Source organism: Staphylococcus pragensis (genome assembly GCF_004785665.1).
GTDB lineage: Bacteria > Bacillota > Bacilli > Staphylococcales > Staphylococcaceae > Staphylococcus > Staphylococcus pragensis.
Map to the genome: position 1 here is coordinate 345968 of NZ_SRPJ01000002.1, position 24328 is coordinate 370295.

The window sequence follows — 24328 nt, forward strand, 5'->3', positions numbered from 1 at the left end:
GATTAGGCATTTTCAAAATAAAAAAATAGCAATTGGGGGAAGTGAGGAATTGAATGAATAAATACGATCGTTTAGATGAAATTACTAAACTCGTAAATCAAAAAGGAACGGTTAGAACTAACGAAATCGTTGAGGAACTTAATGTATCTGATATGACAGTTCGACGTGATTTAGCTGAATTAGAAGAAAAAGGACTATTAACTAAAATTCATGGCGGGGCGAGAAGTAATTCAGTCTTTCAATTTAAGGAGAAATCACATCAAGAGAAACATACACAGAATAAAGAAGAAAAACGAGTTGTAGCTCAAAAAGCTGCTAAACTCATTGAAGAAGGCGACACAATATTCTTAGGGCCAGGAACAACGATAGAATTTCTAGCTGAGGTAATGGAACATCAATCGTTGACGGTTATTACAAACTGTTTCCCGGTATTTAAAATATTGTTTAAAAAGCGTTCGATAGATTTCAAAGTGTATTTGCTTGGCGGGGAAATGCGAGAACTTACGGAATCGTTTGTTGGAGAAATGACGAATACCTTACTTAAAACGAAACGCTTTAGCAAGATGTTCTTTAGTTGTAATGGTATTAAAGAGGCAGATGTACTTACCTCTACTATTGATGAAGCTTATACACAACAAATCGCATTAGAACGATCGGTAGAAAAATATTTACTTATTGATTCTTCAAAAATTGGAAAAGAAGACTTTACGCAGTTGTGTAAATTAGAAGACTTAACTGCAGTTGTCCTTGATACCGATGATGAAGAAAGTGTTTCGAAATTACAATTACATACAGAAGTAATTTATTAAATAAAGAAATCCTAAGATTGTTTGAAAGTAAACAATCTTAGGATTTTTTAGTTTATAAAAGTTTAATTAAACACAGAAATACATTGTTTTGTTTAAAACAACTAAATATCAAACAATATTCAAACATTTATTGTTGATTATTTGTTTGTTTATGTTTATAATTTAATCGTAAAGATTTGAAAGCGCTTTTTCACACAACAAATAAACATAATGCTGTGGAAAGATATCATCTTAAAAAGGAGAATTACTATGACAATTATTATTGGTTCAGACGTAGATGGCAAAAGATTGAAAGATGTTGTTAAAACATTTTTAAAAGAAAACAATCATGATGTGCTTGATGTAACTGAAGGTAAAGAATTAGATTTTGTGGATTCAACACTAGCAGTTGTACATGAAGTTCAAAAAAATGATGAGAACTTAGGAATTGCAATTGATGCCTATGGTGCAGGAAGTTTCATGGTTGCTACTAAAGTTAAAGGCATGATTGCTGCAGAAGTTTCAGATGAACGTTCTGCTTATATGACACGTGGTCATAATAATGCACGCATGATTACTATGGGAGCGCAAATCGTTGGAGATACTTTAGCTCAAAATGTTGCAAAAGAATTTGTTAATGGTCATTACGATGGTGGACGTCACCAAATTCGTGTAGATATGTTAAATAAAATGTGTTAATTGGGAGGATAATAAAATGAAAATAGCTATTGGTTGCGATCATATTGTAACAGATACAAAAATGGCAGTTTCTAAACATTTAAAAGAACAAGGACATGAAGTAATTGATGTAGGAACATATGATTTTACAAGAACACACTATCCAATCTTTGGTAAAAAAGTTGGTGAAGCTGTAACAAGTGGAGAAGCGGATTTAGGTGTATGTATTTGTGGAACTGGTGTTGGTATTAGTAACTCAGCTAACAAAGTGCCAGGCGTAAGAACTGCATTAGTTCGTGATATGACTACAGCTTTATATTCTAAAGAAGAATTAAATGCAAACGTTGTAAGCTTCGGCGGTAAAGTCGTAGGAGAATTATTTATCTTCGATATCGTAGACGCATTCATTAAAGCGGAATATAAACCTACTGAGGAAAATAAAAAATTAATCGCTAAAATCGAACATTTAGAAGCACATAATGATAAACAAGCTGATCCTCACTTCTTTGATGAATTTTTAGAAAAATGGAACAAAGGTGAATATCACGATTAAAGGTGGACTATCATGATTTTAACATTAACACTTAATCCTTCTGTAGATATTTCATATCCTTTGGAACACTTTAATCTTGATACAGTCAATAGAGTGACAAATACAAGTAAAACTGCTGGAGGCAAAGGTTTAAATGTAACACGTGTTTTATCAGAATTTGGTGAAGATGTTTTAGCAAGTGGATTTTTAGGTGGTCAGTTAGGTGAGTTTATTGAACATCAACTTGATGAGAACCAAATACAACATTCATTTTTCCAAATTAAAGGTGAAACAAGAAACTGTATTGCTATCTTACATGAAGGTCAACAAACTGAAATATTAGAACAAGGCCCTGCAATTAGTGAAGAAGAAGCTAAAGGTTTCAAATCACATTTAAGTCATTTATTTAGCAAAGCTAATGCAATTGCTATGTCAGGAAGTTTACCTAAAGGATTGAACTCAGATTATTATGCAGAAATTATTCAATTAGCTAATCAACAACACATACCAACTGTCCTAGATAGTTCAGGTCAGTCATTAATGGATGTATTGTTAAGCGATAGTAAGCCTACAGTGATAAAACCTAATATTGATGAATTATCACAATTGTTACAAACCACTGTTACTACAGATATAAATAGTTTAAAAGAAGCAGTCACTCAACCCATCTTTGAAGGTATTGAATGGATTATCGTTTCTTTAGGTGGCGACGGTGCTTTCGCAAAACATCATCAAACGTTCTATAAAGTTAACATTCCAAATATTAAAGTAGTAAATCCTGTTGGTTCTGGTGACTCAACTGTAGCAGGAATTACGTCAGGATTAATTCATCAAGATTCTGATAAGGATTTATTAAGAAAAGCAAATACATTTGGCATGTTAAATGCAATGGAAAGCCAAACTGGTCATATCAATGTAAATAAATTTGACGAAATATTCCAACAAATTGAAGTTATAGAGGTGTAATTCATGACTAAATCACAACAAAAATTATCATCAATTGAGCAATTAAGTAATAAAGAAGGGGTTATCTCAGCTTTAGCATTTGACCAACGTGGTGCTTTAAAAAGAATGATGGCTGAACATCAAACTGAAGAACCAACTGTTGAACAAATTGAACAATTAAAAGTTCTTGTATCTGAAGAATTAACTCAATATGCATCATCAATTCTTTTAGATCCAGAATATGGATTACCTGCTTCTGATGCACGTAATAAAGAATGTGGTTTATTACTTGCTTATGAAAAAACAGGTTATGACGTAAATGCTAAAGGTCGTTTACCTGACTGTTTAGTTGAATGGTCAGCAAAACGTTTAAAAGAACAAGGCGCTAATGCTGTTAAATTCTTACTTTATTATGATGTTGATGATTCAGAAGAAATCAATGTTCAAAAGAAAGCATATATTGAAAGAATTGGATCTGAGTGTGTAGCAGAAGACATTCCATTCTTCTTAGAAGTTTTAACATATGATGACAACATTCCGGATAATAAAAGTGCTGAATTTGCGAAAGTAAAACCTCGTAAAGTTAATGAAGCGATGAAGTTATTCTCAGAAGAAAGATTCAATGTTGATGTACTTAAAGTTGAAGTACCAGTCAATATGAACTATGTTGAAGGCTTTGCTGATGGTGAAGTGGTTTATAGCAAAGAAGAAGCGGCACAACACTTCCGTGATCAAGAAGCTTCTACACATTTACCATATATCTATTTAAGTGCGGGTGTTACTGCTGAACTATTCCAAGAAACACTTAAATTTGCTCATGAAGCTGGCGCTAAATTCAATGGTGTACTTTGTGGACGTGCAACTTGGTCAGGTGCGGTAAAAGTTTATATCGAACAAGGCGAAGAAGCAGCACGTGAATGGTTACGCACTACTGGATTTAAAAATATCGATGATTTAAATAAAGTATTAGAAACAACAGCAACATCTTGGAAATCTAAATAATTAAAGGAGGTTAATGATATGAATAGAGAAGAGGTACAATTACTTGGTTTTGAAATCGTAGCTTATGCTGGCGATGCACGTTCTAAATTGTTAGAAGCTTTAACTGCTGCTAAAAATGGTGAATTAGATAAGGCTGAGCAACTTGCTGAAGAAGCTAATGAATGTATCGCAAATGCGCACAAAGCACAAACTAGTTTATTAGCTAAAGAAGCGCAAGGTGATGACATTGCATATAGCGTAACTATGATGCACGGTCAAGACCATTTAATGACAACATTATTATTAAAAGATTTAATCAAACACCTAATAGAATTATATAGAAGAGGGAGTTGACCCTGATGAATAAGTTAATAGCATGGATAGAAAAAGGGAAGCCGTTCTTTGAAAAAATATCTCGTAATATTTATTTAAGAGCGATTCGTGATGGATTTATAGCAGCAATTCCAATTATCTTGTTCTCAAGTATCTTTATCTTAGTAACTTATGTGCCGAATGTATTTGGCTTTACATGGAGTAAAACAATGGAAGGTATATTAATGAAACCTTATAACTATACGATGGGTATTGTTGGTTTAAGCTAAAAAAGAGCTGTAAACGTTGGTATGAAGCGGTTTACAACTCTTGATGATATGAATTGAATACGTTTTGAATACGTGATTACTAAAAACTAACATAATTTGCGAACTTTTCGGCCACTTTCTCACGCTGCTTTTCTGTAACGTGTGCATATATTCCCATTGTCGTTTGTATATCCTCGTGACCTAATCTATCTTGTACCTCTTGAACAGATAAGCCCGCTTCAAATAATAAAGAACAGTGTGTATGTCTAAAGCCATGTACTGTTATCCTTTTAAATTTATTCTTTTTACATATCAAATTCAAAGTTTCATTAGCATATACTCTATTTAGTCGTTTATTCGTTTCTACATTCGTGAATATTTCTTGATGTTTGCTAGATGTATTATGACCGTGTTTAAGAGATAACACACGTTGTTGAGTACGCCACTCTTTTAATACCTCTAATGTCTTACTATCAACACTGATCGTTCTAATTGATGAACGAGTTTTAGGCGTATCTATAAACTGTCTATGATTTAAGCCCTCTGCAAGTGTCTTATTCACGCTTAACGTCTGATTAGTAAAATCTATATCATTCCATGTTAACGCCATTAATTCGCCACGTCTGATACCCGTAAAGGCAAGGGTACGAAATAAAGCATGATGTAATACATTATCTTTTACAAGCTCTAAAAACTGCTGCAATTCATCACTTGTATAGTATTTCATTGTTTCGTGTTTCTGATTACTTTTCTTACGTGGTGCTTTTATGTGATTAAATGGATTATCAGTTATGATTTTTAAACTAATAGCATACTCAAAGATAGTAGACGCATATATACGCCCCTTTTTCGTTTCTGAATATGTTCGATACCATTCATTCAATACTTTTTGACAATGTGGCACGGTAATATCTTTAATAGCCATATTCTCAAAGTGTGGAAGTATCATCATTTTAAATGTTGTCATTGCTTGCTGATAGGTGCTTTCTTTTACTGTATTTCTATATTGTTCTAACCATAGTTCATATATTTGCTTAAACGTCATTATTTCAGTATTTAAGAAGCCGTTAGCTTGTACTTCTGTTTGCAGCTTAGCTTCTGCAATTTTGGCTTCTCTTTCAGTTTTAAAGCCACGTCTTGTTGTCCGCTTCTGCTTACGAGTAATCGGATCAACACCGAGATATGCAACAAACATATACGCCGTTGAGCCGTCTTTCTTTTTATATTTCTTAATCATTGTAAATCAATCCTTTCTACTTGCCCGCATGCGTTTGATTGGATTGAACACACCTTTGAGAGTGGTTACTCATTGGTGCGGTAATAGTATGTATGAACTCGTAAGCAGGAGTGAAATAATAAAAACTAATTTTTATTAATCATACTTATCAATTCATCTATATTTTGAGGATATGTTTCTTTAAAAACTAAATACATTGGTTTATCTTTAATTTTTTGATAGTAATAATTCGGATAATTATAAATGCGTTCACTTATTTTTAAAGATTTTAACTTTAAATCTTTAGCACGTTTAACTAAGTTGTTTTTATCAAAGCTATCATCTCGAGCATTAAATTCATTCATTATCTCAATGTATTCATTTGTAAATGAAATTAATTCTTCTAAAGTAATAGGTTTCAATTTGTCGTTATTAGATTTATCATTATTTAATAATTCTATATATAAATCTTTTACATATTCGTATTTAATAGAAGAAATATCTAAACCTCTTTTTTTTAAAATATTTACAATTTCTAAAGCTTCTTTGTATTCATCAATAGAAGAAAAATATATATCTCCTTCCGTATAATAAGCTTTTAGAACATAATCATAAATTTTTTGAAAATCTTGAAATTGATCAAGTGCTTTACTAAAACCATTGTGAAATAAATCTTCACTAAAATGTACAATTAAATTATATGAAGTATTTAAACTATCAGCATAAGTATGTAAATCGTCTAAATCAATCTTTCGATTGCCATTTTCATGATTGGAAATAGTATTTTGACTAAAACCGGTTAATTCGCTTAATTGATGTTGTGTCATTTTTTTAGATTTTCGAATTCTTTTAATTACTTGGCCTAGAGTGTTCTGTCTTTCCGCCATTTTCCTCAATTCCTTTCTATGAAATAATAGCATATAGAAAAAAATATCTCAATTTGTTATAATTAGTGTTGAAATTTATATCTCATTTTGAGATAATTTATTTGGAGGTGGTTATATGTTGACTAAAAAAGTAGAATTAAAACAAAAATATCTTAAACCTAAACAACAACTTAGAGAAATAAGATTAAAAAAAGAGTTATCTACTAGTTATGTAGCTCAATTAATCGGGTTAGATAGACGGCAATATGTAGCTAAGGAAAAAGGCTTATTTCCTTTTCACGATTATGAAATAGTTACTTTAGTAAATGAGTTAGATATTGATAAAGAAGTATTTTTTATTTAAATTTATATATCTCAATTTGAGATAAAAAGGAGGCTTATAAATGAGTGCACCGATTTTAAGTGAAGCCGCTTCAATCGAGTTAGCAAACGGTATATTGAAACTTGCCGAGCAAATCGCCCAGCAAAAAATAGAACAACAACAGAAGCGGTGGCTTACACAAACAGAAGTAAGAAAGTTATACAGATGTACACATAGTGATGTTACAGAGTGGGAACGTTTAGGACTTACTAAACGTAAACAGGGGCGAAGCTATTACTATGATCGTCAAGAAATAGAAAGATTTTTAGAAAGTCAAAAATATTAATGAAATCTTGCCCGCAAGCGAGTGAATAAAAGTAATAGTACTAATCAATTTCGGAGGTTTTAAATGATAAAACAAATTTTTAACGATACGGAAATTAGATTTATAGAAAAAGACGGGGAACATTGGGCAGTAGCGAGTGATATATCAAAAGCACTTGGATATACACATACACCGCATATGTTAAGAATGATTGATGATGAAGATGTGACTACTCACATTGTGGACAGCACATCACTTAAAAAGAAAGCTAGAAAAACTCAATTAGTAAATATAATTTCAGAAACTGGAATTTATGAAGCTATTTGGAACAGTAGACGACAAGAAGCACAAGAATTTAAAAAGTGGGTTAAGAAAGTTATTAAAACACTGCGACAAGCAACAGGCTTAAAAGATTATGAAGCTTTTCGCATGACTGACAAGCAAATACAAAAAGACGCTATGAGTAAGTTAAAAGAAGCAAATACAACAGCTAAGCGAGTAGATTACATTAAAGCAAACACAATATCAGATAAAGCAACATCAACGCTATATGGCTTTAAGAAGATGATTAAAAAAGGTGCAATGACACCTGAAATGTTAGCAACTCGACAAACAATATTAACTGATGTAGTTGATTTAATGGCTGCAAAAAATCGCTTTGGCTTAGATATTAAAGTGAGTGAAACGATTTACGGTAAATACAACAAACAAGAAGAAGCGGAGTGATAAAATGCTTAGGTTTCTGAATGAACTTATTTATATCTGTGTAATAACCATATTTTTAAATATGTATTCTGAATTACATTATGCGTTGGTATTTTTCTTATTCTCAAGCATGGTAGCTATTATCAAATTTGATATTCGAGATGAACAACGCTCGTATCTCTATAAAGCATATAGAGAACATTTACAAAACAGTAGAAGAATTTAAGTAGAAATGTATCAAAATAATAAACCGCTTCGATATGAAGCAATAGGAGGATTTATAAATGAATACAGAAATGTTTAAAGCATTTAAAGAATTAGAATATGCAGTTGAGAAAGTAGAATTTATAAAAGAAGAAATTAATAGATTAAATCAAGTAACAAAAGATTTAAGTGAGAAGATTAAAGAATATAGAAAAAACGAAGATAATAACGAAGCTAATGCAATTTCGACAGTGGTAATAGATATTGTCAAAATTGAAAATGATAATTTGTTTAAAAAAATGAATGAAGCTTTAGAAGAATTTAAGCAAAAAGCTCAAAGATTTGAAAATATATGCTTTTTCAATGGTATAAGTCTTCAATTTGGATTAAGTGATAAAGTTATTAAATTTGATAAATAGGAGTAGATAAAATGAGAGAATTAAATTTTTATATTGACGAAATGAAAACAGAAGTTATTGATGCAGATTTAAAAACAAAAATAAACACTGTAATAACAATGATTGGCGAACATATGGAAAGTAAAGAAAATTACATGGATAGTTTAATAGCTGACGGAAAGCATATGGAAGTGTATTGCGTTAAGGAATACTATCAAAATGACTATGTAGTAATGGCAGTGCTTAACTCAATTTTAAAAGATATAGATTTTATGCAAAAAGAAATAGCAACTCATCATAGTAATGCTTTAGATAAATTAGAAGCGTCTCCTATCTCCACCGACCAAAGCGAAATAGAAAACGCTGATAAGTAGTTTTGAAACAAACTAAAAATCTAACTGAAAGGATAACACTATGAGTGATATAAAACAATCAAACAAACAACCTAATTACTACTCTATTTTACCTGCAAACGTAAGATATGACAATCGTCTTAATGATAGCGAGAGAGTAATATTTGCAGAAATAACTGCATTTAGTAATGAATATGGCTATTGTACTGCTAGCGATGATTATTTCACTAGCTTGTACGGTCATAATGAATTAACGATATTAAACAGAATTAACCATTTAAGAAAACTAGGTTACTTAAAGATCACATATAAGTATATAGATAACGTATTACAAAGACAGATAGCACCAGTGTTATATGAAAGTGAGGGCGGTAACTATGAGTGATAGATTAATTGATGTTACAGGTGGATATGGAACAATTTATAAGCAAGTCATGAAAGAGCCTAAATTAAGTATCGAAGCTAAAGCGATATATTGCTACTTATCTTCTTATGCTGGAGGTAAAAACATAGCTTTTCCTAGTGTAAGCCTTATTTGTCACGAATTAAATATAAGTAAAAACCGCTTCTATAAGCATAGAAATGAATTAGTTGATAAACAAATTATTTCAGTAAAGAGAGAGCGTACTGAAAACGGGTTTAGCAAAAATATTTATACAATCAATCATCATTTCGTATGTCGCAGTTTTGAAGATATACAAAATGTAGACATACAAAACGTAGATATAAGAAACGTAGACATACAAAATAAAGACACTAAGAATAACAGTATTAAGAAAAACAATTATAAGAATAACAGGGAGAAGAAAAACAGTAGTAGTAGTTACGACACAACAACAGCTTACGACTTTCTTTTGGATAATTTTTTTGAAATGCAAAACACTAATAAACAAAAAGAAGTAAGCAATCTCTTACAAGATATTAAAGATAATACGCTAGATGTAGTAAAGGTAGCTACTAACTACTGTAAGGAAAATAATAAAGGGCTTAACTACTTTATAGCAGTAATTAAAAACTGGATAGCTGATAATGTAGATACTAAAGAGAAAGCACTAGCTAAAGTGACACCTAACAATAAGAAACATAATAAAACTGATGAAGTATTTGCAGCAATGGAAAAAGAGCTAAACACTAACGAAAATGAAAGACAAACAATACATGAAGCGGATAATGTTTTTACATTTTATGAAAATAATGGATTTGGTCGTCTTAATTCTACAATCGTAGAAAAGATAGACGCATGGAGAGAAGATTTCAACGGTAATGACGATATAGTCATTGAAGCGTTAAAAGAAGCGATTAACAATAACGTTTATAAGTGGGCGTATGTGAATAGCATTTTGGTTAGTTGGTATCAAGAGGGCATTAATTCAGTTAAAGATATTGAAGCACGTAAGAAGCAAAGAAATAAATTGAATAATAATAAATCATTTTTAGATCGTTTAGCAGATGATGAAGAAGAAAACTCACAATATAGCGAATTATTTTAAGGAGTGATTGCATGAAAAGTATTACTGATATTGACTTAATGAAGAAGTTACACAATAAAGTGATTGATATGCAACTTGACCTTAAATGTAGTAGATGTGGCAATAGATACGATTATTATAAGTTTGATAACGGACAAGAGGAGCGTATCGGGTGCGATTGCTTCATGATTGAGAAAGCAAAAGAAAGTACAAGTAATTATAAAGCAAAACAGAAGCGGTTAGATATTGAAAGAGTATTTAAACAATCAATGCTTAATGATGACTTATTAAAGGCTCATTTCGATAACTACAAACCTACTAATTCTGAGTTGTTAGAAGCTAAACAAATCATGCAGAAGTATGCTGCGAACTTCTCACTAGATAATCCAACTTCTTTATTACTTCATGGAACATATGGAATTGGTAAAAGTCATTTAGCAATGTCTATTGTAAAAGAAGTGAAGAAAAAAGGTTATACAGCTTTATTTATTGATGTAACAGAACTCATTACAGCATATAGAGATACCTATACAAAAACATCAGACGTGACAGAGAAACAACTCGATCAGCTTATTAAAGACGTAGATTTACTTGTGATAGATGATTACGGTACATCACTAACCAATTATGGATTAAGTAAGATGTTTAATGTAGCTAACTTGAGAACTGGAAAACACAATATTATTACTACTAACAATACAGCAAGAGAATTAACGTTAATTAAAGATAGTAAGAAGATATTTAGCCGACTAATGAAGAATACTCAGATACTTAAAATGCACGGTGCAGATTATCGGTTAAAAGACTTTCATTCATAAATAAAGTTACGGGCTATTATGTCCGTGACTTCTTTTCGTATTTAAGGAGGGGCTGAAATACCCCGTATAGTTAGTAAGATTTAAGTAATCGCTTGATAACATTTTTATAACCAAATTCTAGAAACTAAAAATTTAAAATAGAATTAATCATTTTAAAGCCTATTTTAGAGCATTAATTAAAAATTGATATAAGTTAATAGTATAAGTATATAAGTCTTCTAAAATGAGCTATTACAGTGCTTAAAATTGATTTTAGAACATCTTTAATTGAAAAGAGGGTTAAAGAGATATGAAAGTATTAGAAAAAGAAAATAAAGCAATCATTGACGCATGGAATGTATTATTTGAAGATAACGACTATCAAACGCTCATTAAAGAGTTAGATAGCTTTCTTGATGAAACTAAAGCACTTAGAGAAGCGGGATATAGTAATAGTGAGATAGACAAACAACAGTTATCTAAAATATATAAGTTAGAGAATGGATTTAAGGAATTTGCAGTAAGTAAATTACAAAGTATTAACGATCAATTATGTATTATGCAAAATGAAGCACTAGAGCAAGATATAGACAATCCACATGCTGAAATTATTAAGCGACAAGATTTACAAGCAAGACTATCACTAATAACTAATGATGAAGCGATTGCTCTTATAAAACACTTAGCACCAACTGACACTAAAATATATGAGATATATCTATATGAGAACTTAATAAATAACCGCTTCAATGAGTTGGAGAAGAAGCATATAGCAAAAGACTTCGAGAAACTTAAAGAAAAGGTGTTATATCCTTATTCAGATGAGATTGAATATAAAAGGTTAGTAAGTGAAAGAAACACGTTAAACACGCTTAAAATGAATTATTTAGGCATACCAGCAACTAAAGATGAAGCGGGCTATATTGGTGTACGTTCAGTTAAACAACGTTACTTAGATGTACTAAGCAATAATGAATAGGAGTGTATGAATGAATATTAAACGAGTGAAACATTGTTTATATTACCGTGAAGCAAAGATAACAGAATATGCACTATTAACTGAATTTAGTCCGCAGTTTATAAATTCAAAGATAAAAGGTATCAAATTGCAAATAGAAGCAATGTATTACTTAAATATCTCTCATTCATCTTCTAGTGATGTGTTTGGGTTTGTATCAGTATCATATCCATTAGAGAAACTTGTTATACATATACTAGAAGAAAAGGCTAAGCTAAACGCATATATTAAAAGATCAAGTAAGAAGCTAGCATTATTTAAAGAAGTGGTTAAAGGATATACTCCAAGTGAACAAAAAGAAATAATGTATTATATTCGTTCTAATGGTGCAGCAGTAGATAGTGAACTGATTAACCGTTTAAGATGTGATTTATATAAAGCCATTCATTCACATAAAGTGGGTGTTAAGGTGTGAAGTATGATAGAGAAGCGATTAAACGATTTGTAAAAGAATATCATAATACGACTACGATTGATGTTAAAGAGAGTGAGTTAAATATTGATAACTTCTTTGAAATTAATGATGAAGTTGAAGCGGTAGAAGTCAATGATAATATCGACAATCAAATCTTTTTTAATGAACTAGAGCAAATTGTAGATAGAGTGGGAACAGATAAAGAGTACTTTGTATTTTATTTATTGTGTCAGGGTAAGTCGTTAAACGAAGTAGGAAAGGTATTTAATCTTTCGGGAGAACGTATTAGACAAATGTATAACGGTTTGTTAGATAAAATTGTAAATGAAGCTAGTTAATCCCCCCACTCTAAACATTTAAAGCGTAAAAGTGTTATTGGAGAACGGCGAGGGGTGTCTACTCTCCAAATTTATTATTTTTTCACGCGTGAGGGGGTGGGGTATCAAATAAGAGTGTAATCCATCATGAAATTGTTGGAAAATGTTGGACAAATTCAAACAGGGGCGTTCAAATCCCCCCGCCTAGTATTGTTATTTTGTTATATCGCTTGTTCACTTTTTTTTCAGTGAAAGTATCAATAAGACTTTAAAAATGTGGGGAAATGTTGGGTATTTTTTATATAAGAGTGTTGAAAAATTTAGGAAAGGTTTTGAGAGATAACCTAGAAAATCCTAGCTTAAAAAGGGTACTTACTCAATTTCGAGTAGGTGCTTTTTGGTTAGACTTTTTTGTGTGACCAAAATTATTGCTCAAAAAAGAGTTTAAAAATATTTAAGTTAATCATTTTTGATTAAGTTAAGGTATTAGTCATTAATGTCTAAAAGTATAAAAGTATGCGATTATTTTTGGACGTGTACTTTTAATTTATGCTAAATAATGCAAATTTTTGAAGGGGTTTAATTGTCTTTAACGTGAGTTATATCAATGTATCTAGCAAATTTTAAAATTTAAAAATTAACATCAAGAAAAAGAGAGTAATTAAGCAAAGGAACGACATTAACGACGGGTTAAAAAAGAACATAGTCATTTTTGACTTTATACCTTTAATTAACTTTAATTTTCGAGAGATTTAAAACTATATAGAAACTATGAGCTTCTTAGTGTAGAAAATGATTATTAAGTTTAATAATTAAAATCAACTAAAATACTATATATTACTGCATTTCATATTAGGTTTTCTTAGGTAGTTGAATGTTAAGTATTGTTAAGCTGCTTTGAATAAGTGGGTGCTAAATGATGAAAAATGATGAAGAATTTTAAAGAGTAAAAGGGTTATAAAGTGATGAGAAAAGGTAGAGGTAATCGAGTTTTTAGTGAGTAGATAGTAAATTTGATTTCTATAAAAAATAAGACTATCCAATTTTGGATTGTCCTTTAATACATCTGAAATAATTAGCAGCGTCCAAATTTGGACTTTGCAAAAATCCAAAGGTAGAGCAAATATAAAATGTACAAGGTTTATACAAAGTAAGTAAAAAATAGTGCGATTTTGGATAGGTACAAAAATTTATGTAACGAAAAATCGGAAGGTTTTCGTAAGGTAGTCAAAAAATGGGAAGATTTTGGGAAGGTAGTAAAAAATAATAAGGTTATATAAAGGTTACAGAGAAATAAACGTAAGTTTTCGTAAGGTAGCAGTGTTTTTTAAGCCTATTTAAACCACTTAACGTATATTAGGTATAAAGTATCAATACCGCTATTAGAGGCTTTCTAAAACGCTCTCTGAAGCTTATAAGAGATAAACCGCTTCTATATGTTAAAACCTTACATTTACTTATTCAATACAAAGATTAATTAGCTTATATATTCTATAATTAGTACTAGGTACTAAAATGACTTTAAAAAACTTGAAATATAGAGGGGTATTACTTTGCTAACGATTGAAAGACACGATATTAAGAAATTAGAGGACTATATAGAACATATAGAGCAGTATCGCAAAGAAATGAAGTTTACATACTTTGAATTGCTAAATAATACTAATAGCGAAACAAACAACATAGGTATGAAAAATAAATATGAAAGATTATGTAATATTGTTAATGGTGTAGATCAACTCATAAATGAAGCGGACAACGAAACCAAAGAAATTATGCGTTTTAGATATTGGGAGTGTCCGATTGGTTGTTATGAGTGGCAAGATATAGCCGACTACTTCGGTATAAGTAAAACAAGCATGCTGCGTAAACGTGACGCTATAATCAGACGTTTAGCAACGCTTATAGGATATGTGTAAAGTTTAATTATGATTAAGTACTAAATAAGAGTTTAATTTGTTAGTATCTAAAGTAAAGGTTTGTTTTTCTGATTTTTAAATTTAGCTCATATTTGCGTTTTAAGAGCTGTTAAATAAAATATATATGAAATTCTCTAAATGCTCTAAAAAGTATCTTAAATTTGCAAATAAGGGTATTTAAAAGGAGAGATTTAAATCATGAAAATAAGTCAGTGGATAATAAGTTTAGTAGTTGGAATTTTGATATTTTTAGTTGTTTTTTTTATAGGAGATAACTCATTCTCTGTGGCTTTATTATGTGGAGTTGTTGGTTTTATTGGTAATGCGTTAATTGGTTGGAATGCTAGACGAAAAATGTAAGTCATGCATATATGTCGAGAAAATTTATTGATGTTGAGTGGAACTATTTTGGAATAAAGCAATTTTATTTTTTGAGAAGAAAACAAAAGGAGTTTTTACATGCAATTCGGAAATTACAAAATTGATTCGTTTTACTTAATTATGATTATAGGTTTTTTAGTTACTTCTTTATTTTTTCCATTTATGCTTTTATCTGTTCTTGTCTTATTGATTATTGGTTTAGAAAAAGTTGATAAAGAGGGTTAATTTTTGGTTTTGCTTTTTGAAACGAGTTTCTTCTTGTCTTGATACTATGTAGAAATCATTTTTTAAAAATATGAATAGATACTGATATATCAATGTTTCTCTTTGCTTTTTTATATTTTAAGAGACGTTAAATAGTTCATAAACTATATAGAATACCCTAAATGCTCTAAAAAGTATCTTAAAATTGCAAATAAGGGTATTTTAAAATTCAATAACTCTTGTAATAAAATATTAAAAAAAGGAGTTTTTTTATGAATGCTGGTTTGTTTTTGATAATTGCTATTTGTTGTGGTTTGTTACCAATTATAATTTCTGTAAACGAAAAAAATAAGAAGAATAAAAAGAGGTAGAACACGCATTTATACCGAGAAACTTATTGTACGTTGAGAAGAACTGTTAATTAAATTACAAATATATATAGTGAATGTACTATCCGACAATTCGTTGATTTTGGTTTAATAAAGCATTTAGAATAAAGCAATGTTGATTTATGAATTTTTGAGTAGAAGGGAGTTTTTTATGAATAGTAATTATATTTCTATCGCTTTTTTAAATGAAATACCATTGTTTGATCGTAACTTTTCTTTGATAAAACATGAATTTGAACAATGGAATCAAGAGTATGAGGCTTTTAATTTTGAGTTCAATGGAGTTGAATTTAAAAGTCGATTAGCTAAAAAAACTCCTAAAAAATCAGGTTATTTTGTTGCGTTTTGGTGCAAGAATGAAATTAATAAAAACAGACCTTTTAATTTTGACGAATCAAAAGATAAGTTAATTATTAATATTTTAGATGAATCTAAAAAAGGTCAATTTATATTTCCTAAAGAGCTATTAGTTAAAAAAGGAATTATTAGTTCGGAAAAACATAAAGGAAAAATGGCTATTCGTGTTTATCCTAGTTGGGAACAAAGTTTAAATAAAACAGCAGTTAGTACTCAAAAATGGCAAATCCCGTATTTTTTAGATTTTAGTAAGGGTTTTGATAAGAAAAAAATTAAGGAATTATATTTAGGTTGAGTTTGGTTTTAGAAACGAGTTTTTTCGTGTTTTGATGTTAATACTAAGATGAAAATAAATGTAAGTGTGACGTTTATTTATAAAAAGTAAGCGTTTTCTATTTACATTTAGAGCCTTTTATAAGATAATAACCGTAGCTACTAAAATTTACTACTCAAAATCGAGTATCCTTTAAAATGACTGTATCCGTTGGGTGCAGTCTTTTTGTTTATAACTTGTCAAAACTTTACATTTCATAAAGTTACAACCGTACTTAAAAGTCCGCTTGTAAGCAGTACCTTAAAATAGGGAAGTGGTTTAATAAGACAAAAAGGATACCTCGTATTAGTGATACCTTAGAATGCTGATACGTTAAGTTACCGTATTAGAAAAAACAAAAGCGAGCTTATTAATCAATAAAAAGCTAACGCACTAAGTTAGTGCATTAGAAAACGAAAATATTCGTTCTCTAAATTAAGACGAATACAGCCGAAATATCGGCTCAATAGAATTTAAATGGAAAACAGACATATTGGTTATCTAACCTGAAGTACTAGTTTAGTACTTCAGAAAAGCCGTTTGTGGCTTCTCTGCGTAGTCAAAATGGCAACGCATCACACGTTTATGATTTACGATCTCACGGCGCAAATGTGCGCAGTGAATCTCACAATCTAAATTTGAGCAATGAAACTATTAAAATACAAATAGTACAATGGTATGATAATGTAAAGTTAAAAAGGAGTATTAGCAATGGCAAAAGCTTTAATGTTAATCATAACTATTGTTTGTATAGTTTATATTGTGTATAACTTCATTAAAGATAAACCAGTCATTAATATTTTCTTTGTTGGGATAATACAATCAACTTTATTATTTCTAATCCGCTTCTTTTGGATAAAACAATCTTTTAGTAAATCATTTTTATCGTCTTTTGACTTATTTATGATTATAGTTGTAGTTATTTATTTGATATATAAATTAAGTAAGAGAAGAAAAGAAAAAGAGGATAAATAATTACTTATAATTACATATTCAACTTGAGTACGCAGCTTGTGTAATGATCTAGTAGTGAATTTCATTCCCAAAACATTGGGAATGAGATTGTAAATATTTTACTGATACTGTAAATATTGTAGACAATTAATAAATTTAATGCGTATAATGATATTAGAAGTTGTTCCCTTATGAAGCACTTCTATATTTTTCTATATGTGAGTCATTTTTTCTTTGCTATGTCCTTTGGGCATAGCTTCATATTTTATTGTAGACAAATATATAAATAATAAGATAATAGCAAAAGAGGTTTAATAATCTCTAAAATCCTTATATACATAGAGTTTTAACTCTACCTCGACTACATAGAGGCTAGCCTTAATTGGTTAGCTTCTTTTTTGTATAAAAAATCACTCTCAACTTAGCTTATAACGGACTAAGTGAGAGTGTAGATGAAAAGTAAGGAGTGAAACGTTTTTATTACTTTATTACACACAAACTAATGATTTTTATTATAATAGTGTGGCTAAATAAAAATTAGTGTGTAATAATGATAATTGAGATTGTCTAACTGGCGATTCTTTCCTTTCCATTAAGTATTTCTTCTCCATCGAAAATACTGTATGTTTAGGCAATCTCGACACTTTAAAAGCTTTCATAAATAGCATAACTCTTTAGGGGCGTAAAGCCCCTTTTTGTATGCGAAAAAAGTCTCACTAGTACATGACTAGTAAGACTAAGTTCAATGAAAGAAATGTTGTCTATAACTTATGTTAACATACATCTACTTCACTTAATAGACATACATTTTATTATAGCTGCTGTAACTGTTCGTGACGGTAGCTGCATGAACAATTCGTTCAGTCATGTATAAAAGGGAGTAGGGAAACACGACGCCTTTTATTAGTTGATCTAATTAAGGAGTGAACGAAACGTTCCCCCCTTATTCATGAGGTCGTGAAACGCTACCCCATAGATGAGTGAACAAAACGTTCCCCCATGTCTCGCAACTTGCGACGTTAGGTAAATGAATATAGCAACCGCTTCGATACGTAAGAACATTTCCAATTTAGGAATATATTGATACACGGGTGCAGTCCTAAATTAGGATTACAGCATTAACCAGCTTGTCGATTTGGCAATGTGGTTTAAAGGGGCTATGCTTCGCAGAATACCTTAAAAATCTTTAAAATTAAAATAATTATAAAGCGTTAGTAAAACTTTATATAAAAAAAGCCTTTCTATTCTTGTATATAGATAAGGCTTTACTTTTTATATATGAATATTCCCTTTAGGGAAACTATATTTCTTAGAAGGTTTAGGTGGTATAAACGCTCTAGACATAGTTAACAATCCGACCTTACCGCAAAGCATCACAACTATAATAATAAGTTCAGTTATACCGTGGTATTCGGAAGTAAAATTCATACTTAAACCCACTGTACCAAAAGCTGATACCACCTCGAACAATATTTTAATTAGTGGTACATTCGGATTAATAATAGTTAATAAGAAGGTAGTAGCTAAAATGAAAATTATAGAAATATTTACTGTTACAACAGATAGTTTAATATGTTTATCAGCTAAATCTCTATTGAACAAAGAAATGTTATTTTCTTTACGTATAGTATTTAATACATAAATAAAAATTATCGCAAACGTCGTTACTTTAATACCTCCAGCAGCACTGAGAGGGGCACCACCAATAAACATAAGCATCATTAATAATAAAGCAGTAGGAGTTTTAATGTTACCCATATCAATACTATTAAAACCAGCTGTTCTTGTCGTTACAGATTGGAATAAGGCATTACCTAATTTCTCGATCAATCCCATATTATTTAAAGTATTGGATTGCTCTAATAAAAAGAATAATATAGTACCAAAAATAATTAAAATACAGGTAGTTGATAGAACTACTTTTGAATGAAATGAAAGCCTATTAATTTTTTTGCAGTTAATTAAATCAACAATTACAAAGTGACCTAATCCACCTAGAATTATTAAAAAAGTTATGGTGATGATGATGACTGGGTCGTTAGAAAAGTCTATTAGATTATTTTTGAATAAGGCAAAACCAGCATTATTAAAAGCTGATACAGCAGTAAATAAACTTAAGAATAAACCACGCCCAACTCCAAATTTAGGTATAAATGACAGACTTAAGCATAATGCACCTATTAACTCTGTAAGAAAACTATAAATTGCTAAATGCTTAATTAGTTTTATAATCCCTCCAGCTTCATCTATATTCCATGTCACCATAATTAAAAATCTATTTTGCATTGAAACTTTTTTATTTAAGAATATAAATGCGAGCATTGTTACTGTCACAATACCAAGACCACCGATTTGTATTAACAGTAATATAACTATTTCTCCAAGTACGTTAAACTGAGATCCTATATCAGTTGGAGATAATCCAGTAACAGTAAATGCACTAGAAGCAATAAATAGAGCATCTATAAAATTTATAGGCTTTTTACCAGTATAGGGTAAATAAAGTAAAATAGCGCCTATAAGTGTTGTAGATAAAAAAAGCATTAGGTAAAAGTACAAAGATTTATTAGCTTTATTCATGATTTATACTCCAATAGTCAAATAGTCTATTTCAATAAACTGATAATATCATAGATAAAAAATAAAATATAATATATATAATACCTACCATTCCGAAGGTAAAAAGATTTAATACATAATTACGATTTTTAACATACGGACAAGTAAATATAATTTTAAAGTGTCACTTTTGAAGTGGCGTTTTTTATTTTGAATACGTTTTGAATACGTTTTGAATACGTTTTGAATACGTTATTTAAAAAATAATAGCAATCTATAATAAAGTTATATCTATAAAATACTGATAAATCAACGTTTATAAACAATTAGAAATACATATAAAAAGTACAAACTAAACGATGGGAATTGTAGGTTTCATTGTCGCCGGTACGACTGCCAAGTCATTGACCGATTCGTTTAACCGAAAACTCGAAAAAACAAATCAAATTAACTTTATTTCAACAATGATGGCAGCAATGTGTGGATTCTTATTCTTAGCTGCTGATCCAGCTAAAGAAGGTGGATTCTTAAGTGGCTTTATGGGAACTAAAGGTTTATTAACAGCCTTTCTTGCAGCATTTGTCACTGTAATTGTATATAACTTCTTTATTAAACGTGATATTACAATCAAAATGCCAAAAGAAGTTCCACCAAACATTTCACAAGTATTTAAAGACATCTTCCCGTTATCAGCGGTTATGATTATTCTTTATGCACTTGATTTAATTGTGAGAGGTACAGTAAATACTAACGTAGCAAATGGTATTTTAAAAATATTTGAACCATTATTTACTGCAGCAGATGGATGGGTTGGGGTAACAATTATCTTTGGTGCCTTTGCATTCTTCTGGTTCGTAGGTATTCATGGTCCATCAATTGTAGAACCTGCAATCGCAGCTATTACTTACGCTAACCTTGAAGCCAACTTACATTTAATTCAAGCAGGTGAGCATGCTGATAAAGTTATCACACCTGGTACACAAATGTTCGTCGTTACGATGGGTGGTACTGGTGCAACTTTAGTTGTGCCTTTTATGTTCATGTGGTTAACTAAATCGAAACGTAATAAAGCAATTGGTAGAGCATCTGTAGTACCTACATTCTTTGGTGTAAACGAACCAATCTTATTCGGTGCACCATTAGTATTAAACCCAGTATTCTTTATTCCATTTATCTTTGCGCCAATCGCAAACGTATGGATCTTTAAATTCTTCGTAGATGTACTAGGAATGAACAGTTTTAGTATTTTCTTACCTTGGACTACTCCAGGTCCATTAGGTATCGTGATGGGTACTGGTTTTGCATTCTGGTCATTCGTATTAGCGATTGTGTTAATTGTAGTAGACGTCATTATTTATTACCCATTCGTCAAAGTATATGATGAACAAATTTTAGAAGAAGAACTAGGTAAAAAAGTAACAAATAATGATTTAAAAGAAAAAGTGGCAGCTAATTTTGATACTAAAAAAGCAGATGCAATTTTAGCAACAGCTGGCGCAGACGATGCAACATTACAAGCAGATAATGGAAAAGAATCTTCACCTTCAAACAATATTACTGAACAAACAAATGTATTAGTATTATGTGCTGGTGGTGGAACTAGTGGTTTATTAGCTAACGCACTTAATAAAGCAGCAGAAGAATATAATGTACCTGTTAAAGCAGCAGCTGGTGGTTACGGTGCACATATGGATATTATGAAAGATTATCATTTAATTATCTTGGCGCCTCAAGTGGCTTCAAATTATGAGGACATTAAACAAGATACTGATCGTTTAGGTATTAAATTAGCTAAAACTCAAGGTGTTGAATACATTAACTTAACACGAGATGGCAAAGCAGCATTAGACTTCGTTCAACAACAATTTGAAAAATAATTTAGGAGATGAAAGTATAATGAAAAAATTACCAGAGGATTTTATTTTTGGTGGTGCGACAGCAGCCTATCAAGCTGAAGGTGCGACTCAAACAGATGGAAAAGGTCGTGTAGCATGGGACACTTATCTTGAAGAAAATTATTGGTATACAGCTGAACCAGCTAGTGATTTCTATAATAGATATCCAGTAGATTTAGAATTAAGTGAACAATTTGGTGTGAATGGCATTCGTATTTCAATTGCCTGGTCACGTATTTTCCCTAAAGGATATGGCGAAGTCAATCCTAAAGGTGTAGAATATTACCACAATTTATTTAAAGAGTGTCATAAACGTCATGTTGAACCATTTGTAACATTACATCACTTTGATACTCCATAAACGTTGCATAGTGATGGCGATTTCTTAAATCGTAAAACAATTGATTACTTCGTAGATTATGCTAAATTCTGTTTTGAAGAATTCTCAGAAGTTAACTATTGGACTACTTTTAATGAAATTGGACCAATTGGAGATGGGCAATATTTAGTTGGTAAATTCCCTCCTGGAATTAAATATGATTTCGAAAAAGTATTCCAATCTCATCATAATATGATGGTAGCACATGCACGTGCAGTTAAATTATTTAAAGATAATGGATATAGCGGTGAAGTAGGGGTAGTTCACGCATTACCTACTAAATATCCATTCGATCCTTCTAACCCTGAAGATGTTAGAGCAGCAGAACTAGAAGATATTATTCATAACAAATTTATTCTAGATGCGACATATTTAGGTAAATACTCTCGCGAAACAATGGAAGGTGTTCAACACATTTTATCAGTAAACGGCGGTAAATTAGATATAACTGAAGAAGATTATCAAATTCTTGATGCAGCTAAAGATTTAAATGACTTCTTAGGTATCAATTACTACATGAGTGACTGGATGAAAGGCTATGATGGCGAATCTGAAATTACTCATAACGCTACTGGTGACAAAGGTGGTTCTAAATATCAACTTAAAGGCGTAGGTCAACGTGAATTTGATGTTGATGTACCACGTACTGATTGGGACTGGATGATTTATCCTCAAGGTTTATACGATCAAATTATGCGTGTAGTTAAAGATTATCCTAACTATCACAAAATTTATATCACTGAAAATGGTCTTGGATATAAAGATGAATTTGATACTGAACGTAAAACAGTTGATGATGATGCACGTATCGATTATGTGAAAAAACATCTAGAAGTCATTGCTAATGCTATACGTGATGGTGCGAACGTAAAAGGTTACTTCATCTGGTCATTAATGGACGTTTTCTCATGGTCAAATGGTTATGAAAAACGTTATGGTTTATTCTATGTCGACTTTGATACACAAGAACGCTATCCTAAGAAAAGCGCATATTGGTATAAAGAATTAGCTAAAACTAAAGAAATTAAATAATTTTTAATTATAGTCTCCCTTTAATATCAAACAGATATTAAAGGGAGATTTTTTAATATATTGATGGCAATATCTAGAAGCTAGTTTATACTTATAAATAAAAGTAAACAGGTGGCGTTAAAGTTAATGACAAAAAGAAAAATGATTTATTTCATATTTACAATATTTATAATGACTGCATTAGTAACAGGATGTAGCCAAACTGAGAAACAACAATCACAAAATTCGTCAGCGCTTAAAAACCAAACTGTGACATTATTTATGCATGGATATGGAGGTAGTGAAAACTCTGAAAAATATATGGTGAAACAAGCAATAAATAAAGATGTGACTAAAGACGCCATTGTTGCCACTGTAGACAATCAAGGCAAAGTACATTTCAAAGGCACTATTTCAAATGATGCTCAAAATCCTATTGTTAAAGTAGTGTTCGAAGACAATAAAAATGGCGATGTTAATCAAAATGCGACGAATATCAAGAATGTCTTATCTGAGTTAAAAGTGCAATACGGTTTCACTAAATATAACTTTGTTGCACATTCAATGGGCAATTTATCATTTGCATATTTTATGAAAGATTATGGTAATGATAAACAATTACCCCAACTTCAAAAAGAAGTTAACATTGCAGGTACATATAATGGTGTACTTAATCTTAATGAAAAGGTTAATGAAATTAGTGTAGATAAAAATGGTAAGCCTAATAAGTTGAATGATAACTATAAAGAATTATTAGGATTGAAAAAAATTTATAAAGGAAAAAATATCGATGTTTTAAATATATATGGCGACTTACAAGATGGCACACATTCAGATGGACGTGTCTCAAATAGTTCGTCTAAGTCATTAAAGTATTTATTACAAGACAGTCCTAAATCTTATAAAGAATCTAAGTATACTGGTCCATCAGCACAACACAGTCAATTACACGAAAATAAAGAAGTAGCAAATGAAATCATCAAGTTCTTATGGAATAAGTAAGGAAATAAAAAAGAGTAGATAACGCAAAAGATTAAAATTTAAGCGTTGTCTACTC

The 24328-nt window shown here is 30.6% G+C and carries 27 protein-coding genes and 3 pseudogenes; 26 read left to right on the top strand and 4 right to left on the bottom strand.

Annotation, left to right across the window (positions count from 1 at the left end; all coding sequences use genetic code 11):
• The first annotated feature begins 53 nt into the window (after positions 1–53).
• The 7 genes and pseudogenes from E2558_RS07515 to E2558_RS07545 form a co-directional block, all read left to right on the top strand.
• Positions 54–809 (top strand): DeoR/GlpR family DNA-binding transcription regulator, encoded by a 756-nt coding sequence (locus E2558_RS07515; protein WP_126565791.1) that lies wholly within the window; start codon positions 54–56, stop codon positions 807–809.
• 249 nt (positions 810–1058) lie between these two features.
• Entirely contained in the window at positions 1059–1487 is a 429-nt protein-coding gene (gene lacA / locus E2558_RS07520) for a galactose-6-phosphate isomerase subunit LacA (RefSeq protein ID WP_126565790.1), read from the top strand.
• Positions 1488–1503: 16 nt separating this feature from the next.
• Positions 1504–2019, top strand: coding sequence for a galactose-6-phosphate isomerase subunit LacB (lacB, locus tag E2558_RS07525; protein WP_126565789.1), 516 nt, complete (start codon positions 1504–1506; stop codon positions 2017–2019).
• A 12-nt stretch (positions 2020–2031) separates the two neighbouring features.
• Complete coding sequence (locus E2558_RS07530) at positions 2032–2964, top strand: tagatose-6-phosphate kinase (RefSeq protein ID WP_126565788.1); 933 nt, start codon at positions 2032–2034, stop codon at positions 2962–2964.
• Between the two features lie 3 nt (positions 2965–2967).
• Entirely contained in the window at positions 2968–3945 is a 978-nt protein-coding gene (gene lacD, locus E2558_RS07535) for a tagatose-bisphosphate aldolase (RefSeq protein WP_126565787.1), read from the top strand.
• A gap of 18 nt (positions 3946–3963) precedes the next feature.
• Positions 3964–4278, top strand: coding sequence for a PTS lactose/cellobiose transporter subunit IIA (locus E2558_RS07540; protein WP_103297703.1), 315 nt, complete (start codon positions 3964–3966; stop codon positions 4276–4278).
• Between the two features lie 5 nt (positions 4279–4283).
• A pseudogene (locus tag E2558_RS07545) lies at positions 4284–4514 on the top strand (PTS transporter subunit EIIC); the annotation flags it as partial.
• Between the two features lie 91 nt (positions 4515–4605).
• Here the strand turns inward: E2558_RS07545 and E2558_RS07550 are convergent.
• On the bottom strand, positions 4606–5742 hold the full coding sequence (locus E2558_RS07550) for a site-specific integrase (protein WP_126565786.1): 1137 nt from the start codon (positions 5740–5742) through the stop codon (positions 4606–4608).
• 125 nt (positions 5743–5867) lie between these two features.
• On the bottom strand, positions 5868–6608 hold the full coding sequence (locus E2558_RS07555; protein ID WP_126565785.1) for a helix-turn-helix domain-containing protein: 741 nt from the start codon (positions 6606–6608) through the stop codon (positions 5868–5870).
• A 115-nt stretch (positions 6609–6723) separates the two neighbouring features.
• Between E2558_RS07555 and E2558_RS07560 the strand changes: the two genes are divergently transcribed.
• The 16 genes from E2558_RS07560 (at position 6724) to E2558_RS07630 (ending at position 17448) form a co-directional block, all read left to right on the top strand.
• Positions 6724–6951 (top strand): XRE family transcriptional regulator, encoded by a 228-nt coding sequence (locus E2558_RS07560; protein ID WP_126565784.1) that lies wholly within the window; start codon positions 6724–6726, stop codon positions 6949–6951.
• A 40-nt stretch (positions 6952–6991) separates the two neighbouring features.
• Positions 6992–7255 (top strand): helix-turn-helix domain-containing protein, encoded by a 264-nt coding sequence (locus tag E2558_RS07565; protein ID WP_126565783.1) that lies wholly within the window; start codon positions 6992–6994, stop codon positions 7253–7255.
• A gap of 63 nt (positions 7256–7318) precedes the next feature.
• Positions 7319–7960 carry a BRO-N domain-containing protein gene (locus tag E2558_RS07570; RefSeq protein WP_126565782.1) on the top strand — a complete coding sequence of 214 codons (642 nt, stop codon included), beginning with the start codon at positions 7319–7321 and terminating at the stop codon, positions 7958–7960.
• Between the two features lie 4 nt (positions 7961–7964).
• Positions 7965–8165: a hypothetical protein gene (locus E2558_RS07575; protein ID WP_081254660.1), complete on the top strand. Its 201-nt coding sequence runs from the start codon at positions 7965–7967 to the stop codon at positions 8163–8165.
• Positions 8166–8223: 58 nt separating this feature from the next.
• A complete protein-coding gene (locus tag E2558_RS07580; protein WP_126565781.1) occupies positions 8224–8562 on the top strand; it encodes a hypothetical protein in 339 nt (112 codons plus the stop codon).
• 11 nt (positions 8563–8573) lie between these two features.
• Entirely contained in the window at positions 8574–8915 is a 342-nt protein-coding gene (locus E2558_RS07585; protein WP_126565780.1) for a hypothetical protein, read from the top strand.
• A gap of 40 nt (positions 8916–8955) precedes the next feature.
• Complete coding sequence (locus E2558_RS07590) at positions 8956–9279, top strand: helix-turn-helix domain-containing protein (RefSeq protein ID WP_126565779.1); 324 nt, start codon at positions 8956–8958, stop codon at positions 9277–9279.
• Positions 9272–10384 carry a DnaD domain protein gene (locus E2558_RS07595; protein WP_168210224.1) on the top strand — a complete coding sequence of 371 codons (1113 nt, stop codon included), beginning with the start codon at positions 9272–9274 and terminating at the stop codon, positions 10382–10384. Before E2558_RS07590 ends, E2558_RS07595 begins: the two co-directional genes overlap by 8 nt.
• Positions 10385–10395: 11 nt before the next feature.
• Entirely contained in the window at positions 10396–11181 is a 786-nt protein-coding gene (locus E2558_RS07600) for an ATP-binding protein (protein WP_126565777.1), read from the top strand.
• 289 nt (positions 11182–11470) lie between these two features.
• Positions 11471–12139, top strand: a complete 669-nt coding sequence (locus tag E2558_RS07605) for a hypothetical protein (RefSeq protein ID WP_126565776.1) — start codon at positions 11471–11473, stop codon at positions 12137–12139.
• Positions 12140–12149: 10 nt separating this feature from the next.
• On the top strand, positions 12150–12593 hold the full coding sequence (locus E2558_RS07610) for a hypothetical protein (protein WP_064207399.1): 444 nt from the start codon (positions 12150–12152) through the stop codon (positions 12591–12593).
• Positions 12590–12931 carry a sigma-70 family RNA polymerase sigma factor gene (locus E2558_RS07615; protein WP_126565775.1) on the top strand — a complete coding sequence of 114 codons (342 nt, stop codon included), beginning with the start codon at positions 12590–12592 and terminating at the stop codon, positions 12929–12931. The genes E2558_RS07610 and E2558_RS07615 overlap by 4 nt, the downstream gene beginning before the upstream one ends.
• A gap of 1532 nt (positions 12932–14463) precedes the next feature.
• Positions 14464–14829, top strand: a complete 366-nt coding sequence (locus tag E2558_RS07620; protein WP_126565774.1) for a transcriptional regulator — start codon at positions 14464–14466, stop codon at positions 14827–14829.
• 198 nt (positions 14830–15027) lie between these two features.
• Complete coding sequence (locus tag E2558_RS12340; protein ID WP_168210225.1) at positions 15028–15189, top strand: hypothetical protein; 162 nt, start codon at positions 15028–15030, stop codon at positions 15187–15189.
• 765 nt (positions 15190–15954) lie between these two features.
• Positions 15955–16455 carry a MepB family protein gene (locus E2558_RS07625; RefSeq protein ID WP_070548272.1) on the top strand — a complete coding sequence of 167 codons (501 nt, stop codon included), beginning with the start codon at positions 15955–15957 and terminating at the stop codon, positions 16453–16455.
• Positions 16456–17184: 729 nt separating this feature from the next.
• Complete coding sequence (locus tag E2558_RS07630; protein WP_126565773.1) at positions 17185–17448, top strand: hypothetical protein; 264 nt, start codon at positions 17185–17187, stop codon at positions 17446–17448.
• A gap of 491 nt (positions 17449–17939) precedes the next feature.
• On the opposite strand, the gene E2558_RS12345 is transcribed toward E2558_RS07630, so the two are convergent.
• Together E2558_RS12345 and E2558_RS07635 are read right to left on the bottom strand one after the other, a co-directional pair.
• Positions 17940–18086 (bottom strand): hypothetical protein, encoded by a 147-nt coding sequence (locus E2558_RS12345; protein WP_168210220.1) that lies wholly within the window; start codon positions 18084–18086, stop codon positions 17940–17942.
• A 613-nt stretch (positions 18087–18699) separates the two neighbouring features.
• Positions 18700–20007: a TrkH family potassium uptake protein gene (locus tag E2558_RS07635; RefSeq protein ID WP_126565772.1), complete on the bottom strand. Its 1308-nt coding sequence runs from the start codon at positions 20005–20007 to the stop codon at positions 18700–18702.
• A gap of 335 nt (positions 20008–20342) precedes the next feature.
• Between E2558_RS07635 and E2558_RS07640 the strand changes: the two are divergent.
• From E2558_RS07640 to E2558_RS07650, 3 genes and pseudogenes are all read left to right on the top strand, one after another.
• A pseudogene (locus tag E2558_RS07640) lies at positions 20343–21863 on the top strand (lactose-specific PTS transporter subunit EIIC); the annotation flags it as partial.
• Positions 21864–21879: 16 nt separating this feature from the next.
• Positions 21880–23292: pseudogene (gene lacG, locus E2558_RS07645) on the top strand (6-phospho-beta-galactosidase).
• 126 nt (positions 23293–23418) lie between these two features.
• Positions 23419–24273, top strand: coding sequence for an alpha/beta hydrolase (locus tag E2558_RS07650; protein ID WP_126565771.1), 855 nt, complete (start codon positions 23419–23421; stop codon positions 24271–24273).
• The last annotated feature ends 55 nt before the right edge of the window (positions 24274–24328 follow it).

Coding starts and splice junctions, on each gene's coding strand:
- E2558_RS07515 (WP_126565791.1), top strand. CDS start 54: ATGAATAAATACGATCGTTTAGATGAAATTACTAAACTCGTAAATCAA.
- lacA (WP_126565790.1), top strand. CDS start 1,059: ATGACAATTATTATTGGTTCAGACGTAGATGGCAAAAGATTGAAAGAT.
- lacB (WP_126565789.1), top strand. CDS start 1,504: ATGAAAATAGCTATTGGTTGCGATCATATTGTAACAGATACAAAAATG.
- E2558_RS07530 (WP_126565788.1), top strand. CDS start 2,032: ATGATTTTAACATTAACACTTAATCCTTCTGTAGATATTTCATATCCT.
- lacD (WP_126565787.1), top strand. CDS start 2,968: ATGACTAAATCACAACAAAAATTATCATCAATTGAGCAATTAAGTAAT.
- E2558_RS07540 (WP_103297703.1), top strand. CDS start 3,964: ATGAATAGAGAAGAGGTACAATTACTTGGTTTTGAAATCGTAGCTTAT.
- E2558_RS07550 (WP_126565786.1), bottom strand. CDS start 5,742: ATGATTAAGAAATATAAAAAGAAAGACGGCTCAACGGCGTATATGTTT.
- E2558_RS07555 (WP_126565785.1), bottom strand. CDS start 6,608: ATGGCGGAAAGACAGAACACTCTAGGCCAAGTAATTAAAAGAATTCGA.
- E2558_RS07560 (WP_126565784.1), top strand. CDS start 6,724: ATGTTGACTAAAAAAGTAGAATTAAAACAAAAATATCTTAAACCTAAA.
- E2558_RS07565 (WP_126565783.1), top strand. CDS start 6,992: ATGAGTGCACCGATTTTAAGTGAAGCCGCTTCAATCGAGTTAGCAAAC.
- E2558_RS07570 (WP_126565782.1), top strand. CDS start 7,319: ATGATAAAACAAATTTTTAACGATACGGAAATTAGATTTATAGAAAAA.
- E2558_RS07575 (WP_081254660.1), top strand. CDS start 7,965: ATGCTTAGGTTTCTGAATGAACTTATTTATATCTGTGTAATAACCATA.
- E2558_RS07580 (WP_126565781.1), top strand. CDS start 8,224: ATGAATACAGAAATGTTTAAAGCATTTAAAGAATTAGAATATGCAGTT.
- E2558_RS07585 (WP_126565780.1), top strand. CDS start 8,574: ATGAGAGAATTAAATTTTTATATTGACGAAATGAAAACAGAAGTTATT.
- E2558_RS07590 (WP_126565779.1), top strand. CDS start 8,956: ATGAGTGATATAAAACAATCAAACAAACAACCTAATTACTACTCTATT.
- E2558_RS07595 (WP_168210224.1), top strand. CDS start 9,272: ATGAGTGATAGATTAATTGATGTTACAGGTGGATATGGAACAATTTAT.
- E2558_RS07600 (WP_126565777.1), top strand. CDS start 10,396: ATGAAAAGTATTACTGATATTGACTTAATGAAGAAGTTACACAATAAA.
- E2558_RS07605 (WP_126565776.1), top strand. CDS start 11,471: ATGAAAGTATTAGAAAAAGAAAATAAAGCAATCATTGACGCATGGAAT.
- E2558_RS07610 (WP_064207399.1), top strand. CDS start 12,150: ATGAATATTAAACGAGTGAAACATTGTTTATATTACCGTGAAGCAAAG.
- E2558_RS12340 (WP_168210225.1), top strand. CDS start 15,028: ATGAAAATAAGTCAGTGGATAATAAGTTTAGTAGTTGGAATTTTGATA.
- E2558_RS07625 (WP_070548272.1), top strand. CDS start 15,955: ATGAATAGTAATTATATTTCTATCGCTTTTTTAAATGAAATACCATTG.
- E2558_RS07630 (WP_126565773.1), top strand. CDS start 17,185: ATGGCAAAAGCTTTAATGTTAATCATAACTATTGTTTGTATAGTTTAT.
- E2558_RS12345 (WP_168210220.1), bottom strand. CDS start 18,086: ATGAAAGCTTTTAAAGTGTCGAGATTGCCTAAACATACAGTATTTTCG.
- E2558_RS07635 (WP_126565772.1), bottom strand. CDS start 20,007: ATGAATAAAGCTAATAAATCTTTGTACTTTTACCTAATGCTTTTTTTA.
- E2558_RS07650 (WP_126565771.1), top strand. CDS start 23,419: ATGACAAAAAGAAAAATGATTTATTTCATATTTACAATATTTATAATG.